The organism is Streptomyces sp. NPDC101151 (genome assembly GCF_044768335.1).
Classification (GTDB): domain Bacteria; phylum Actinomycetota; class Actinomycetes; order Streptomycetales; family Streptomycetaceae; genus Streptomyces.
On the sequence record NZ_JBIWPP010000019.1, the window covers coordinates 142,749 to 156,234 of the forward strand.

Here is a 13,486-nt window from a genome sequence, read left to right on the forward strand (position 1 = left end):
CAATTGCACGGTGCTGTGCAACTTCTCGTCGCGCTGTGAGGAAGGCGATCCCTGCCATGCGACTCGTCATGAACGAACCGGTCGAGAGGACGGACCGCCCCTATGCCCGGCGCTGGTGGGCGCTCCTGGTGCTCTGCCTGAGCCTGCTGATCATCGTGATGGCCAATACCGCCCTCACGGTCGCGGCGCCCGACATGACCCGGGACCTCGGTCTGTCCAGCGCCGACCTGCAGTGGGTGATCGACGGCTACACCGTCCCGTACGCGGCGCTGATGCTGCTGCTCGGCGCGATCGGCGACAAGTACAGCCGGCGCGGCGCGCTGGTGCTCGGACTGGTCGTCTTCGCCGGCGGCGCGATCGCCGGCTACTTCGCAGGCAGTTCGACGGCCGTCATCGCGGCCCGTGCCGTGATGGGCGTCGGCGCGGCGCTCATCATGCCCGCCACGCTCTCCCTGCTCGCCGCGACCTTCCCGCGGGCCGAGCGCGCCAAGGCCATCACGCTGTGGACCGCCACCGCGGGGCTCGCCATCGCCGCCGGACCGGTGGTCGCGGGCGCCCTGCTGCGCGACCACGGCTGGTCCTCGACCTTCCTGATCAACGTCCCCGTCGCCGCCGTGGCGATCGTCGGCGCCCTCGTCCTCGTACCGCCCTCCAAGGCCGGACACCACGACCGCATCGACTACATCGGCGGACTGCTGTCGGTCGTGTGGACCGGCTCGCTCGTCTACATGATCATCGAGGGGCCGCACTTCGGCTGGGGCGTCAAGGCCGTCACCGCCGCCGTCGTGGCGGGCGTGGGCCTGATCGCCTTCGTCGGCTGGGAACTGCGCCACCCCCGCCCGATCCTGGACGTCCGCCGCTTCACCGACCGCCGCTTCGCGGGCTCCAACCTCGCCGTCGCCCTGTTCTTCCTCGCGGTCTTCGGCGCCTTCTACTACCTCACGCAGCACCTGCAGTTCGTCCTCGGCTACGACGCCCTGGAGACCGGCGTCCGCATGCTGCCGCTGGCCGGCGCGGTCTTCGTCGGCTCGGCCCTCACCGGCTGGCTCACCCCGCGCGTCGGCATGAAGCTCACCGTCACCGCGGGCATGGTCGGCGGTACGACGGCACTCGCGCTGCTGACGCGGGTGGACGCGGGCTCGACGTACGGCGACTTCGTGGCGCCCCTCGTCATCCTCGGCCTCGCCATCGGACTCGCCCTCTCGCCCTGCACCGACGCCATCATGGGCGCCTTCCCGGAGTCCGAGCTGGGGGTCGGCGGCGCGGTCAACGACACCTCGCTGGAACTGGGCGGCTCCCTCGGCATCGCGATCCTCGGCTCGCTGCTCGCCACCTCCTACGGCGACCACCTCACCGACGCCACTGCCGGCAGCAAGCTCCCGGCGAGCGCCCTGGAGAGGGCGCAGGACTCGGTCGGCGCCGGGTACGCGGTCGCGCAGGGCATCGGCGACCAGGCGCACCGGCTGGCCGCACAGGCCGCGCAGGCGAGCGACCCGCAGCAGGCCGCGCAGCTCAAGGAGCAGGCAGCCCGGCTCGCCTCCGGCGCCCGCCAGATGGCGGACGCGGTCGGTTCGTCCTTCGCCGACGCCGTCGCCCGCACCAGCCTGGTCGGCGCGGTGGTCCTGGGCATCGGCACGATCCTGGTGGCGGTCCTGCTGCCACGCCGCGAGGCCGCCGCCACGACCGCACCGGAGGAGAAGGCCGAGCAGAAGGAATCCGTGGACAGCGCCGCCGGCTGACCCCTCGCGCCCCCTTCTCACCCGCATCCACTAACGTGCCGCTCCGGATCAACCGGAACGGCACGTTCGTGCTCGTTCCCGAACGCCGTACGGAGGCACGGGGGATGAAGATCGACTGGGACCGGCGGACCTGCGCACGCAAGGGCCATGTGACCTACGCGCCCGACGACCCACGGCTGCGGGCACGGCTGCACGCCGAGACCGCGCTCGGTGCCGTGTGGCGCTGTCTGCGCTGCGGCGACTTCGTGCTCGGCGAGCCGCACGGCTCGGGACCGGCCGACGAGGCGCCGCTGGTGCCGCGCGGGAAGGTGCTGCGGGACCTGTTCATCCTGCGCTTCCTGGCGATCGAGCGGGCCGTGCGCGGGGTGTTCATCGTGCTGGTCGCGGTCGCGGTGTGGAAGTTCAGCAACAGCCAGGACGCGGTGCGCCGGCTCTTCAACGAGTACCTGGACGTCCTGCGGCCGGTGTTCCGGCACTTCCACTACGACCTCGACCACTCACCGGTCGTCGGCTCCATCCAGAAGGCCTTCGGCTACCGGCACTCCACCCTGCTGCTGGTCGCCGCCCTGCTGCTGGCCTACGCGCTGATCGAGCTGATCGAGGCCGTCGGGCTCTGGTACGCCAAGCGCTGGGCGGAGTACCTGACCGTGGTCGCCACCGCCGCCTTCCTGCCGCTGGAGATCTACGAACTCACCGAGCACATCAGCTGGCTGAAGATCGCCACGCTTGTCCTCAACATCCTCGCGGTCCTCTACATCGCCCTGACCAAGCGGCTGTTCGGGCTGCGCGGCGGGCGCCGGAAGTTCGAGGAGGAGCGGCACAGCGCCTCCCTGATGGAGATCGAGGAGTCGGCGGGGGTCACCGCCGGCTGAATCCGCCCCCGCCGTCCCGGCCCCTTCCCTCCGTGGCCTCAAGGAGTCCGTGCGGCCTCCGTCAGACGCGCCAGTTCGGCTTCGTCCAGCAGCAGCTCCGCCGACCCCGCCGAGTCCCGGATCGTCTCCGGACGGCTCGCGCCCGGGATCGGGATCAGGGTCGGCGAGAGCGACGAAAGCCAGGCGAGGCAGACCTGCTGGGGGCTCACCCCACGCTCCTCGGCCACCTCGTGGAACGCGGCGAACCGCGCCCTGCCGTCCAGTCCCGACGGCCCGTCCAGCGAACTGCGCGAGATCCCGCCCAGCGGGCTCCAGGGCAGGAACGCAAGACCCAGCTCCGCGCACAGCCGCAGCTCCGGCTCGCTGTCGCGGACCTCGGGCGAGTAACGGTTCTGGACCGACACCAGCCGGTCGCCGAGGATCGCGCGGGCCCGCAGGATCTGGTCCGTGTCCACATTGGAGAGGCCGGCCAGCCGGACGGTGCCCTCGTCCAGCAGCTCGCGCAGTGCGCCGACGGACTCCTCGAAGGGCACGTCCGGGTCCGGCCGGTGCAGCTGGTACAGGCCGATCGCCTCCACGCCGAGCCGTTTGCGGGAGGCCTCGGCGGCCGCCTTGAGGTGCCGGGGCGAGCCCGTCACCGTCCAGCTGCCGTCGCCCGGACGGCCCCGGCCGCCCTTGGTGGCCACCAGCACACCGTCGGTGTCACCGCCGTAGGTCGCGAGCGCGCGGGCGAGGAGGAGCTCGTTGTGACCGGGCTCCCGGCCCGGCAGATGGTAGGAGTCGGCCGTGTCCAGCAGGGTCACGCCGGCGTCCAGGGCCGCGTGCACCGTGGCCAGGGCGCGCGCCTCGTCCGGCCGGCCCTCGATCGACAGCGGCATGGCCCCGAGCCCGACCGCGCTCACCCGAAGTCCGCCCAGCATGCGGTGGCGCATCTCAGTGGTCCTTTCCAAGAGTCTCGGCGACGGCCTTCGGCAGCCAGCGCCGTACGTCACCGAAGGGGAAACCGAGCCGCGCGGACCGGGAGTTGTCCATCGCGTAGCGGCGGCGGAAGGCGAAGGGGGAGACCCCGGCGGACCCGGTCACCTCGAACACCGTCTTCCCGCGCGGCAGTTGCGCCGCCACCGCCGCGCACAGCTCGTCCAGGGCCAGCGTGCCGTGGGAGGCGGCGTTCACCGGGTCCGTGAAGTCCTCGCCCGCAGCCCAGAACAGGAAGTCCGCGATCTCCTCGACGTGGATGTACGTCGCCGGGTGCACGACCGGCGGCACGGCGATGGGGTCGCCGGTGCGGATCCGGTCGGCGTAGTGCTCCAGACGGCCGGTGAAGTCGTCGTCGCCGCCCAGCACATGGGCCACCCGCACGGACGCGAACGGCAGGTCCGGGCCGGCCGCGGTGAACACCGCCTCCGCCTGCCGCTTGCCCTCGCCGTAGTGCGCCTCGACGAACTCCGGCTCGTCCCAGGGGAGGTCCAGGTCGACGGCGACCGCGGCCGGGTCCACCGCGCGCTCCGGCACCGGCAGCTCGGAGTCCTCGTGCTCGTACACCTCCACCGTCGACGTCATCACATAACGTCCGGTGCGCCCCGTGAAGACGCGGCGGGCGATCGCCGCCTGGCGGGGCGTGTAGCAGACCTGGTCGAGGACGACGTCGAAGGTGCGGGTGCCGACGGCCCCGGCCAGGGCCTTCTCGTCGTCGCGGTCGGCCACCAGCTGCACCACGCCCGGCGGGGGCGCCGACGAACCACGGTTCAGGACCGTGACCCGGTCGCCGGCCGCCACCAGCCGTCCGATCAGCCGCTTGCCGAAATAGCGGTTGCCGCCGATGACCAGTACCTCTCGTGCCTTTGTCATGCCCATAATTCTCCGGGCGTCACAGCGGTTGCTGAAGGGGGAGACATGGGAGATACAGGCACCGCACCGAAAGAACAACGGCATCTGCGGGCCGTCACCAACGAAACACCAGTGGCCTTCGACGCGGTCGACCGGCAGCTGCTGGAGCTGCTGCAGACCGACGGCCGGATCAAGCTCAGCGAGCTGGGACGGCGGGTCAGCCTGAGCCCGGCGGCCGTGGCCGAGCGGGTGCGCCGGCTGGAGGCGGCGGGCGCGGTCGAGGGCTACGGCGCCCAGGTCGCGCCCGCCCGCCTCGGCTACGGCATCCAGGCCTTCGTCCGGGTGAACCCGCACGGCGGCTACACCCTCAAGCACCCGAAGACCCTGGAGCTGATCGACCGCCCGGAGATCACCGAGGTGCACCACGTCGTCGGCGAGGACTGCTGGATCCTCAAGGTCGCCGTCACCGACACCGTGCACCTGGAGGAGATCCTGGCGCAGACCTCGGCGCTGGGCCGTACGACGACCTCGATCGTGCTGTCCTCGCCGGTGCGCCGGAAGCCTCTCCTGCCGCCCGTCTTGCCTTGACGCCGACGTCAAGACCTACGGTCGTGGGTATGCGAATCGGCGAGCTGGCCGCACGGGCCGGGACCACCACCCGCACCCTGCGCTACTACGAGGCACGGGGGCTGCTGTCCGCCCGGCGCGACGACAAGGGACACCGCACCTACGACGAGGACGACCTCAGGATGCTCCGGCAGATCCGGACGCTGCAGGACTTCGGGTTCGGCCTGGAGGAGACGCGGCCGTTCGTGGAGTGCCTGCGGGCCGGGCACCCGGAGGGCGACTCCTGCCCGGCCTCCCTCGCCGTCTACCGGCGCAAGCTGGACGAGCTGGACGCGCTCGTCGGGCAGCTCCAGGCGGTGCGGGAGACCGTCGCGGGGCAGCTGGAGCGGGCCGAGCGGGCCAGGGACGAGCTGGCCGCCGAGGCGCTGGTTCCGGGGGGTCCGGAACCCGTGTGCGAGCTTGGAGGGCTGACACGGTGAGCTTGGTGAGCGGACTGGCCGAGGTGACGGACGCGGACTTCGAGGCGGAGGTGATCGGCGCGGACCTTCCGGTGCTCGTGCAGTTCACGGCCGACTGGTGCGGGCCGTGCCGGCAGCTGGCGCCGGTGCTGAAGGACATCGCCTTCGAGGAGGGCGACCGGCTGAAGATCGTCCAGCTGGACGTGGACCGCAATCCGCAGACGACGGTCGCCTACGGTGTGCTGGCCACGCCGACCCTGATGGTCTTCCAGGGCGGTGAGCCGGTGCGGTCGATGGTGGGCGCCAGGCCCAAGCGGCGGCTGCTGGAGGAGCTGGCCGGCGTGCTGTAAAGCCGGGCCGCCCGCAAAAAATCCCCCGAGCAATTGCGCTCGGGGGATTTCTGTGCGTATATTCAGGGATTCGCGACTTCCATAGGAATAGTCGCGGAGAAGTTCAGTGGGCACAGTATATCCGGGCGGGAGCGGAATTGTCAAACACCGAATTTCCAGACGATGAATTGCGGCACGAACAGGAATTCATCGACGGACTGTACGCACGCGTGGACGTGCTGCGCGGCACGGCCGAGACCTCGGTCGCGGACGCGCTCGCCCAGGGAGACAAGCCCATGCAGGCCCGGCTGGAGCGGGACATCCTGGTCGCCGAGCGCTCGGGGCTGCTCGCCGCGCTGAACGCCGTCGACGGCTCGCTCTGCTTCGGCCGGATCGACCTCGCCGACGGCACGGTCCACCACATCGGCCGGATCGGGCTGCGCGAGGACGACACCGAGCACACACCGGTTCTCATCGACTGGCGCGCCGATGTCGCCCGCCCCTTCTACCTGGCCACCGGTCACACCCCGATGGGCCTGCGCCGCCGTCGGCACATCGCCACCCAGGGCCGGACCGTGACCTCCCTGCACGACGAGATCCTGGACCTCGGCGACGCCACCCGCACCGGCCACGAGGACCCCAGCGGGGACGCCGTGCTGCTGGCCGCGCTCGACTCGGCGCGCACCGGCCGCATGAGCGACATCGTGCAGACCATCCAGGCCGACCAGGACCGCATCATCCGGGCACCGCACCGCGGGGTGCTGGTCGTCGAGGGCGGCCCCGGCACCGGCAAGACGGCGGTGGCGCTGCACCGGGCGGCCTATCTCCTCTACGAACACCGGGAGCTGCTGGCCCGCCGGGCCGTCCTCATCGTCGGACCCAATCCGGCCTTCCTCGGCTACATCGGCGAGGTGCTGCCCTCGCTCGGCGAGACCGGGGTGCTGCTGGCCACGGTCGGCGAGCTGTTCCCGGGCGTGAAGGCCACCGCCGCCGACACCCCCGAGGCGGCCGCCGTGAAGGGCCGGGCCGACATGGCCGATGTGCTCGCCGCCGTCGTACGTGACCGGCAGGCGCTGCCCGACCCGGTCATCGCGATCGAGCACGACCGCGAGGTGCTGATGCTGGACGACGGCCTCGTCGGGGTCGCCCGCGAGCGCACGCGTGCCGCCGAGCTGCCGCACAACGCGTCCCGTGAGTACTTCGAGGGCCACATCCTCAACGTGCTCACGGAGCTGTACGCCGAGCGGGTGGGCACCGACCCGTACGACGGCAGCAGCCTGCTGGACGCCTCCGACGTCACCCAGATCCGCGACGATCTCGCCGAGAACCCCGAAGTATGGTCCGCCATCGACCAGTTGTGGCCCCGGGTCACACCGCGGCGGCTGATCGCGGACTTCCTCGCCGAACCGGACGGCTACCTCCCCGAGGCGGACGCCGACGCGATCCGCCGCCCGGTGACCCGGGCCTGGACCGTCGCCGACGTGCCGCTGCTGGACGAGGCGGCCGAACTCCTCGGTGAGGACGGCCGGCTGGCGAGGGCCCGCGCCGATCGCGAGCGGGAGACACAGGTCGCCTACGCACAGGGCGTGCTGGACGTGTCGTACGCCTCCCGCACCTACGAGTTCGACGACAAGGAGGACAGCGACCCGGACGGCTCCGAGGTGCTGTCCGCCCACGACATCATCGATGCCGAGAGATTCGCCGAGCGGCACGAGGAGGCGGACCACCGCAGCGCCGCCGAGCGCGCCGCGGCCGACCGGACCTGGGCCTTCGGCCACATCATCGTGGACGAGGCACAGGAGCTGTCGCCGATGGCCTGGCGGCTGCTGATGCGGCGCAGCCCGACCCGTTCGATCACCCTGGTCGGCGACCCGGCACAGACCGCGGAGGCGGCGGGCGTCGGCTCCTGGCACAAGATCCTCCAGCCGTACGTCGAGGACCGCTGGGAGCACACGCGCCTCGGCGTCAACTACCGCACGCCGGCGGAGATCATGGATCTCGCGGCAGCCGTCGTCCGCGCCCACGACCCCGGCTTCGAACCGCCGAGTTCGGTCCGTTCGACCGGTGTACGGCCCTGGGTGCGCGCCACCGGCGACCTGCCCGGCGCCGTCGCCGAGGCGGTCGAGGAGCTGACGCCCGCCGAGGGCAGGCTCGCGGTCATCGCCCCGCGCGACCTGCACCGCAAGCTGGCCACCCGGCTGGACGGCGTCACGGCCGGCGCGGAGCCCGACCTGACCCGGACGGTCGTCCTGCTCGACCCCCGCCAGGCCAAGGGCCTGGAGTTCGACTCGGTACTGGTCGTGGAACCGGCCCGGTACGGCACGAGCGACCTGTACGTGGCGCTGACCCGGGCGACGCAGCGGCTCGGGGTGCTGCACACCGGGACGCTGCCGCCGGGGCTGGCCGCGACGGAGTGACCGCAGAGGGCCTGGAGCAGCTGCTCCAGGCCCTCTGGTCTCACTTGTTCTGCAGGGACATCCCCTTCGGCGAGGTGAGTCCCTTGCCGGGATCGGCGCGGTACGTCGCCGTCCGGACGGCCGGCGGGCAGGACGTGCCGTTGGGGTGCTGCTCGGTCAGCTCGGCCCGGGTGCTGTCCCGGACGACCGGGTCACCGGTCTTCGCGGAGGTCACGGTGAGTCTCACCGGCACGGTGGACGCGCCGGTGCCGTCGGGCAGCCGGACCGTCACCGAGCGGAACGGGTCGTCGGGATCGCCCGACGCCCGCTCCTTGCAGGTGCCGTCCACGCAGAGCCGGATCCTGGCCGCGTCGGGACCGCCGAAGTCGGACGGCCGCCACACGACCGAGACGCGCGAGTCCGCGTCGGCCTGGGTGCACGGCGTGTCCTCGCCGAACAGCGAGCAACCGGTCAGGGCTACCACGAGAAGCGGTGTCAGAAGGGCGCGGCGCATGCCAGTACCTCGCAACCGTTCCGGGGAAGGCGCTGTCGGCCGGCCCGATGCCGGTGAAGTACGGCCGGCACGGGTCGAACAGGCCGCCGCTCCGCGCCCAGCGCCGCCGGCAGTCGTGGACCACACGCGACGAACCGGCGGCAGCGAGGTGGAGGCCGTCGCGGCCGGCAGGACGGCTGCCCACCCCGGGCGCCTGCGGGGTCTTCGCCGGACCCGGACGGTGCCGGTGGCCAGGGGGTGTCGCACTCGGGTTCCCTTCGCTCATCCGGGGTGATGAGCGGCCGAGCGTAAGTTCTTCATGGCATGTACGCAAAAGGAATACAAAGCTCCGACCGGTTTGGGCTCAAGTGCCGGTCACCAGGCCGGTCGCAGCCACACCGTCGCCAGCGGCGGCAGGGTCAGGCGGATGCTCGCCGGGCGGCCGTGCCGGGGGTGGGCCTCGGGCTTGACGACGTCCGGGTGGATGACGTCGCCGCCGCCGTAGCGGGCCGCGTCGGTGTTCAGCACCTCCAGCCAGGCCGGGACGTCCTCGGGCACGCCGATGCGGTAGTCGTGCCGGACCGCCGGGGACAGGTGGGAGACGGCCAGCAGCGGGTTGCCGTCGGCATCCAGGCGCAGGAACGCGAAGACGTTGTCGTCCGCCGCGTCCCCGGTGATCCACTGGAAGCCCGCCGGGTCGGTGTCGCGCTGCCACAGGGCCGGGGTCGCGCGGTACAGCCCGTTCAGGTCCCGCACGAGATCCCGCACACCCCGGTGATCGGCCTCCGCGCCGTAGGACGGGTCGAGCAGCCACCAGTCGGGGCCGTGCGCCTCGGACCACTCGGCACCCTGTGCGAACTCCTGGCCCATGAAGAGGAGTTGCTTGCCCGGATGGGCCCACATGAAGCCGAGGTAGGCCCGGTGGTCGGCCCGCTGCTGCCACCAGTCGCCCGGCATCTTCGAGACGAGGGACCGCTTGCCGTGCACGACCTCGTCGTGGGAGATCGGCAGCACGTAGTTCTCGCTGTACGCGTACACCATCGAGAAGGTCATCTCGTGGTGGTGGTACCTGCGGTGGACGGTGTCGTGGCCCATGTACTGGAGCGAGTCGTGCATCCAGCCCATGTTCCACTTCAGCCCGAAGCCGAGCCCGCCGAAACCGCTCGGGCCCTTGTGGTGGGTGGGCCGGGTGACGCCGTCCCAGGCGGTGGACTCCTCGGCGATGGTCACCACGCCCGGGCAGCGCCGGTAGACGGTGGCGTTCATCTCCTGCAGGAAGGCGACCGCGTCCAGGTTCTCCCGGCCGCCGAACTCGTTCGGCGCCCACTGGCCCGGCTCGCGCGAGTAGTCGAGGTAGAGCATGGAGGCCACGGCGTCCACCCGCAGCCCGTCGATGTGGAACTCCTCGCACCAGTACACGGCGTTCGCCACCAGGAAGTTGCGCACCTCGCGGCGGCCGAAGTCGAACTCCAGGGTGCCCCAGTCGGGGTGGGCGGCCCGCAGCGGGTCGTGGTGCTCGTACAGCGGGCGCCCGTCGAACTCGGCCAGCGCCCACTCGTCGCGCGGGAAGTGGGCCGGCACCCAGTCCATCAGGACGCCGACGCCCGCCTGATGCAGCCGGTCCACCAGGTACTTGAAGTCGTCCGGGGTCCCCAGGCGTGCCGTCGGGGCGTAGAAGCCGGTGACCTGGTAGCCCCAGGAGCCGCCGAAGGGATGCTCGGCGACCGGCATCAGCTCCACATGCGTGAAGCCCATCTCGGTCACGTACGCCGGGAGTTGTTCGGCGAGCCGGCGGTACGTCAGGCCGGGGCGCCAGGACGCCAGGTGGACCTCGTAGACCGAGACGGGCGCCTCGTGCACAGGGGTGTCGGCGCGGTGGGCCATCCACTCCGCGTCGCCCCACTCGTGGTGCGAGGCGTGCACGATCGAGGACGTGGCCGGCGGGACCTCGGTGCGGCGGGCCAGCGGGTCGGCGCGCAGGGTGCGTGAGCCGTCCGGGCGGGTGATCTCGAACTTGTACAGCTCGCCCTCGCCGATGCCCGGCACGAACAGCTCCCACACCCCGCTGGAGCCGAGCGAGCGCATCGGATACCCGGTGGGGTCCCAGAAGCAGAAGCTCCCCGCGACCCGTACGCCCCGCGCGTTCGGCGCCCACACCGTGAACCGGGTGCCGGTCAGCCCTTGGTGCGTGATGACGTGCGCGCCGAGCACCTGCCACAGCTGCTCGTGCCGGCCCTCGCCGATCAGATGCAGGTCCAGCTCGCCGAGCGTGGGCAGGAAACGGTAGGCGTCCTCGGTCTCGTGGACGGTGCCGTCGTACGTCACGAGCAGCCGGTGCGCGGGGACGTCGGTGAGCGGGAGCAGCCCCGAGAAGAAGCCGTCGCCGTCGTCGTGCAGGTCGGCCCGCAGGTCGCCGGAGACCACGGTGACCGCCTGCGCGTAGGGGCGGAAGGCGCGGAAGGCGACCCCGCCGGGAACCTGGTGGGCGCCGAGGACGGAGTGCGGGTCGTGGTGGGTGCCGTGCAGCAGCCGCTCGCGGTCGCCGGCGTCGACCGCGGGGGAGACGGCGATCTCCAAGGGGCGCTGCCGGGCGGGCGGTTCGGGCTTGCGGGCACTCGGGATCCCGGCGGAACCGGTCTCGCGGGCGGCCTTCTTCCCGGCCTTGCCCTGCTCGGCCCCGGTCGTGCCGGACCCGCTCCGGTCGGCCTTGTTCTGTTCGGGCCTGTGCTGGTCCGTCCTGCTCTTGCCGGACTTGTTCTTCGAGGTGGCTGGCTTCTTGGACGTCACGGACGGGTCTCCCGGGCGAGGGTCGGGTCGGACGTGGCGAGGCGGCGGACCGCCGCGAGGGGTACGGGCAGCCAGTCGGGACGGTGACGGGCCTCGTAGACGACTTCGTAGACGGCCTTGTCGGTTTCGTAGGCCCGCAGCAGCACGGGATCGGTGCGCGGATCGCGGCCGGCCACCTCCGCGTACCCGGAGCAGTACGCGGCCCGGCAGCCGTGCGCCCAGTCCGGTGCGGGCGGGCTCGCCGAGCGGGCGGCGTAGTCGAAGGAGCGCAGCATCCCCGCGATGTCCCGCACCGGCGGCTGCGGCAGGCGCCGTTCGGCCAGTGGCCGGGCCGGCTCGCCCTCGAAGTCGATCAGCGACCAGGTGCCGGACGGCGAGCGCAGACACTGGCCGAGGTGCAGGTCGCCGTGGATGCGCTGGGCGGTCCAGGTACGCCCCTCGGCGGCCAGTTCGGCCAGTGCCCCGAAGGCGGAGCGCAGCCCGCGCTCGTACGGCCGCAGCGTCGGCACCGCCTGGACGGCCGCCGCCAGCCGCTCGGTCATGCCGTGCACCAGCAGTTCCAGCTGGGCATGGCCCAGGGTGACCGTCGGCAGGGCGCGGGCGAGGGCCGTGTGCACCTCGGCGGTGGCCCGGCCCAGCGCCCGGGCCTCGGCGACGAAGTCCTCGCCCTTGGCCAGCTCGCTCAGCGCCAGCTCCCAGCCGTCGGCCGCGCCGGTCACGAACGGCTGGAGCACGGCCAGCACGTACGACTCGGCGTCCAGCTCGGCACGGAGCCACGCCGTCGGCGCGGGCACCCGCGCACAGCTCTCGCGGGACAGGGCCAGCGGTAGTTCCAGATCGGGGTTGTCGCCGGGGACCACGCGGCGCAACAGCTTCAGGATGAACGTATCGCCGTAGACGATCGAGGAGTTGGACTGCTCGGCGGTCATCAGGCGGGCCACGAGTCCTTCCCGGATCTCCTGGCTCTCGTTCCGTTCGAAACGGAGCCCGCCGACGCGGGCCCGGGTGCGCAGGGCCTCCAGCAGCAGGTCGGCGGGCCGGGGGTCGTACAGGGCCTCGTACACCGTCCGGCCGGCGAGCGGGCCCTGATCCACATGTCCGATGAGCGCGGGCGCCAGCCGGGGCGGCAGGGCCTCGCGCACACCTATCAGCAGCTGGTAGCAGTCACCGGGGTGCGGCGGGGCGCCGGGTATCGGCGGTTGGTGCACGCGCAGGAGCAGGTGGTACAGGCCCAGCCGGCCGTCGGGGGGCAGCAGTTCGGTGGTGGCCACCGGGGTGAACCCGGTGACCTGGCGTCCCTTGCCCGCGAACCAGCGCTGCCTGGGCAGCCACTCACGCAACAGGGGTGCCAGCGAGGCGAGGAGGTGACCGGAACTGGGAGTGGTGCCGAAGGGGGTGACCGATTCCGCCATGGGCGTCTCGTCCTTTCCCCGGATAGTCGGGGTGTTACTGATGCGTGCCCCGGGTGGGACGGCGGAAACCGCCGGCCGTCCCACCCGGCCGCACTACGCGGCGTCCCGGCGGAGCCGGAACCAGTAGAAGCCGTGGCCCGCGAGGGTCAGCAGGTACGGCAGCTCGCCGATCGCCGGGAACCGCACCCCGCCGAACAGCTCGACGGGATGCCGCCCGGTGAACCGCCTCAGGTCCAGCTCCGTGGGCTGCGCGAACCGTGAGAAGTTGTGCACGCACAGCACCAGGTCGTCCTCGTACTCGCGCAGGAAGGCGATCACCGCGGGGTTCGAGGACTGCAGCTCGGTGTAGGACCCGAGCCCGAAGGCGGGGTTCTGTTTGCGGATCTCGATCATGCGGCGGGTCCAGTGGAGCAGGCTGGACGGGGAGGACATGGAGGCTTCGACGTTGGTGACCTGGTAGCCGTAGACCGGGTCCATGATCGTGGGCAGGAAGAGGCGTCCGGGGTCGCTAGAGGAGAATCCGGCGTTGCGGTCGGGGGTCCACTGCATGGGGGTGCGTACGGCGTCGCGGTCGCCGAGCCAGATGTTGTCGCCCATGCCGATCTC

Annotated in this window: 12 protein-coding genes; 6 read left to right on the forward strand and 6 right to left on the reverse strand. The window is 71.9% G+C overall.

Features of this window, described 5'->3' with window-relative positions; all coding sequences use genetic code 11:
- Positions 1 to 56 precede the first annotated feature (56 nt).
- Positions 57 to 1,739 (forward strand): MFS transporter, encoded by a 1,683-nt coding sequence (locus tag ACIRU3_RS30060; RefSeq protein ID WP_404062622.1) that lies wholly within the window; start codon positions 57 to 59, stop codon positions 1,737 to 1,739.
- A gap of 104 nt (positions 1,740 to 1,843) precedes the next feature.
- A complete protein-coding gene (locus ACIRU3_RS30065) occupies positions 1,844 to 2,611 on the forward strand; it encodes a DUF2127 domain-containing protein (RefSeq protein ID WP_404062625.1) in 768 nt (255 codons plus the stop codon).
- A 38-nt stretch (positions 2,612 to 2,649) separates the two neighbouring features.
- On the opposite strand, the gene ACIRU3_RS30070 is transcribed toward ACIRU3_RS30065, so the two are convergent.
- Entirely contained in the window at positions 2,650 to 3,543 is an 894-nt protein-coding gene (locus ACIRU3_RS30070; RefSeq protein ID WP_404062627.1) for an aldo/keto reductase, read from the reverse strand.
- A gap of 1 nt (position 3,544) precedes the next feature.
- Entirely contained in the window at positions 3,545 to 4,459 is a 915-nt protein-coding gene (locus ACIRU3_RS30075) for an NAD-dependent epimerase/dehydratase family protein (RefSeq protein ID WP_404062629.1), read from the reverse strand.
- A 45-nt stretch (positions 4,460 to 4,504) separates the two neighbouring features.
- On the opposite strand from ACIRU3_RS30075, the gene ACIRU3_RS30080 reads away from it, so the two are divergent.
- From ACIRU3_RS30080 to ACIRU3_RS30095, 4 genes are all read left to right on the forward strand, one after another.
- Positions 4,505 to 5,026: an Lrp/AsnC family transcriptional regulator gene (locus ACIRU3_RS30080; RefSeq protein WP_404062632.1), complete on the forward strand. Its 522-nt coding sequence runs from the start codon at positions 4,505 to 4,507 to the stop codon at positions 5,024 to 5,026.
- Positions 5,027 to 5,055: 29 nt separating this feature from the next.
- Positions 5,056 to 5,484 carry a MerR family transcriptional regulator gene (locus ACIRU3_RS30085; protein WP_404062635.1) on the forward strand — a complete coding sequence of 143 codons (429 nt, stop codon included), beginning with the start codon at positions 5,056 to 5,058 and terminating at the stop codon, positions 5,482 to 5,484.
- A 14-nt stretch (positions 5,485 to 5,498) separates the two neighbouring features.
- Complete coding sequence (locus ACIRU3_RS30090) at positions 5,499 to 5,813, forward strand: thioredoxin family protein (RefSeq protein WP_404062655.1); 315 nt, start codon at positions 5,499 to 5,501, stop codon at positions 5,811 to 5,813.
- Positions 5,814 to 5,980: 167 nt separating this feature from the next.
- Positions 5,981 to 8,209 carry a HelD family protein gene (locus ACIRU3_RS30095; protein ID WP_404062637.1) on the forward strand — a complete coding sequence of 743 codons (2,229 nt, stop codon included), beginning with the start codon at positions 5,981 to 5,983 and terminating at the stop codon, positions 8,207 to 8,209.
- 40 nt (positions 8,210 to 8,249) lie between these two features.
- Here the strand turns inward: ACIRU3_RS30095 and ACIRU3_RS30100 are convergent, their stop codons facing one another.
- From ACIRU3_RS30100 to ACIRU3_RS30115, 4 genes are all read right to left on the reverse strand, one after another.
- Positions 8,250 to 8,702 carry a hypothetical protein gene (locus ACIRU3_RS30100; RefSeq protein ID WP_404062639.1) on the reverse strand — a complete coding sequence of 151 codons (453 nt, stop codon included), beginning with the start codon at positions 8,700 to 8,702 and terminating at the stop codon, positions 8,250 to 8,252.
- 354 nt (positions 8,703 to 9,056) lie between these two features.
- Complete coding sequence (gene glgB, locus ACIRU3_RS30105) at positions 9,057 to 11,303, reverse strand: 1,4-alpha-glucan branching enzyme (protein ID WP_404062658.1); 2,247 nt, start codon at positions 11,301 to 11,303, stop codon at positions 9,057 to 9,059.
- 161 nt (positions 11,304 to 11,464) lie between these two features.
- Positions 11,465 to 12,880 (reverse strand): maltokinase, encoded by a 1,416-nt coding sequence (locus ACIRU3_RS30110; RefSeq protein WP_404062642.1) that lies wholly within the window; start codon positions 12,878 to 12,880, stop codon positions 11,465 to 11,467.
- Between the two features lie 93 nt (positions 12,881 to 12,973).
- Positions 12,974 to 13,486: alpha-glucosidase C-terminal domain-containing protein (locus ACIRU3_RS30115; RefSeq protein ID WP_404062644.1), on the reverse strand; the 513-nt coding region annotated here is incomplete at its 5' end.

Excerpts from the sequence above, each read along its gene's own strand:
- ACIRU3_RS30085 (WP_404062635.1), top strand. The coding sequence starts at position 5,056 with ATGCGAATCGGCGAGCTGGCCGCACGGGCCGGGACCACCACCCGCACC.
- ACIRU3_RS30075 (WP_404062629.1), bottom strand. The coding sequence starts at position 4,459 with ATGACAAAGGCACGAGAGGTACTGGTCATCGGCGGCAACCGCTATTTC.
- ACIRU3_RS30110 (WP_404062642.1), bottom strand. The coding sequence starts at position 12,880 with ATGGCGGAATCGGTCACCCCCTTCGGCACCACTCCCAGTTCCGGTCAC.
- ACIRU3_RS30065 (WP_404062625.1), top strand. The coding sequence starts at position 1,844 with ATGAAGATCGACTGGGACCGGCGGACCTGCGCACGCAAGGGCCATGTG.
- ACIRU3_RS30080 (WP_404062632.1), top strand. The coding sequence starts at position 4,505 with ATGGGAGATACAGGCACCGCACCGAAAGAACAACGGCATCTGCGGGCC.
- ACIRU3_RS30100 (WP_404062639.1), bottom strand. The coding sequence starts at position 8,702 with ATGCGCCGCGCCCTTCTGACACCGCTTCTCGTGGTAGCCCTGACCGGT.
- ACIRU3_RS30070 (WP_404062627.1), bottom strand. The coding sequence starts at position 3,543 with ATGCGCCACCGCATGCTGGGCGGACTTCGGGTGAGCGCGGTCGGGCTC.
- ACIRU3_RS30060 (WP_404062622.1), top strand. The coding sequence starts at position 57 with ATGCGACTCGTCATGAACGAACCGGTCGAGAGGACGGACCGCCCCTAT.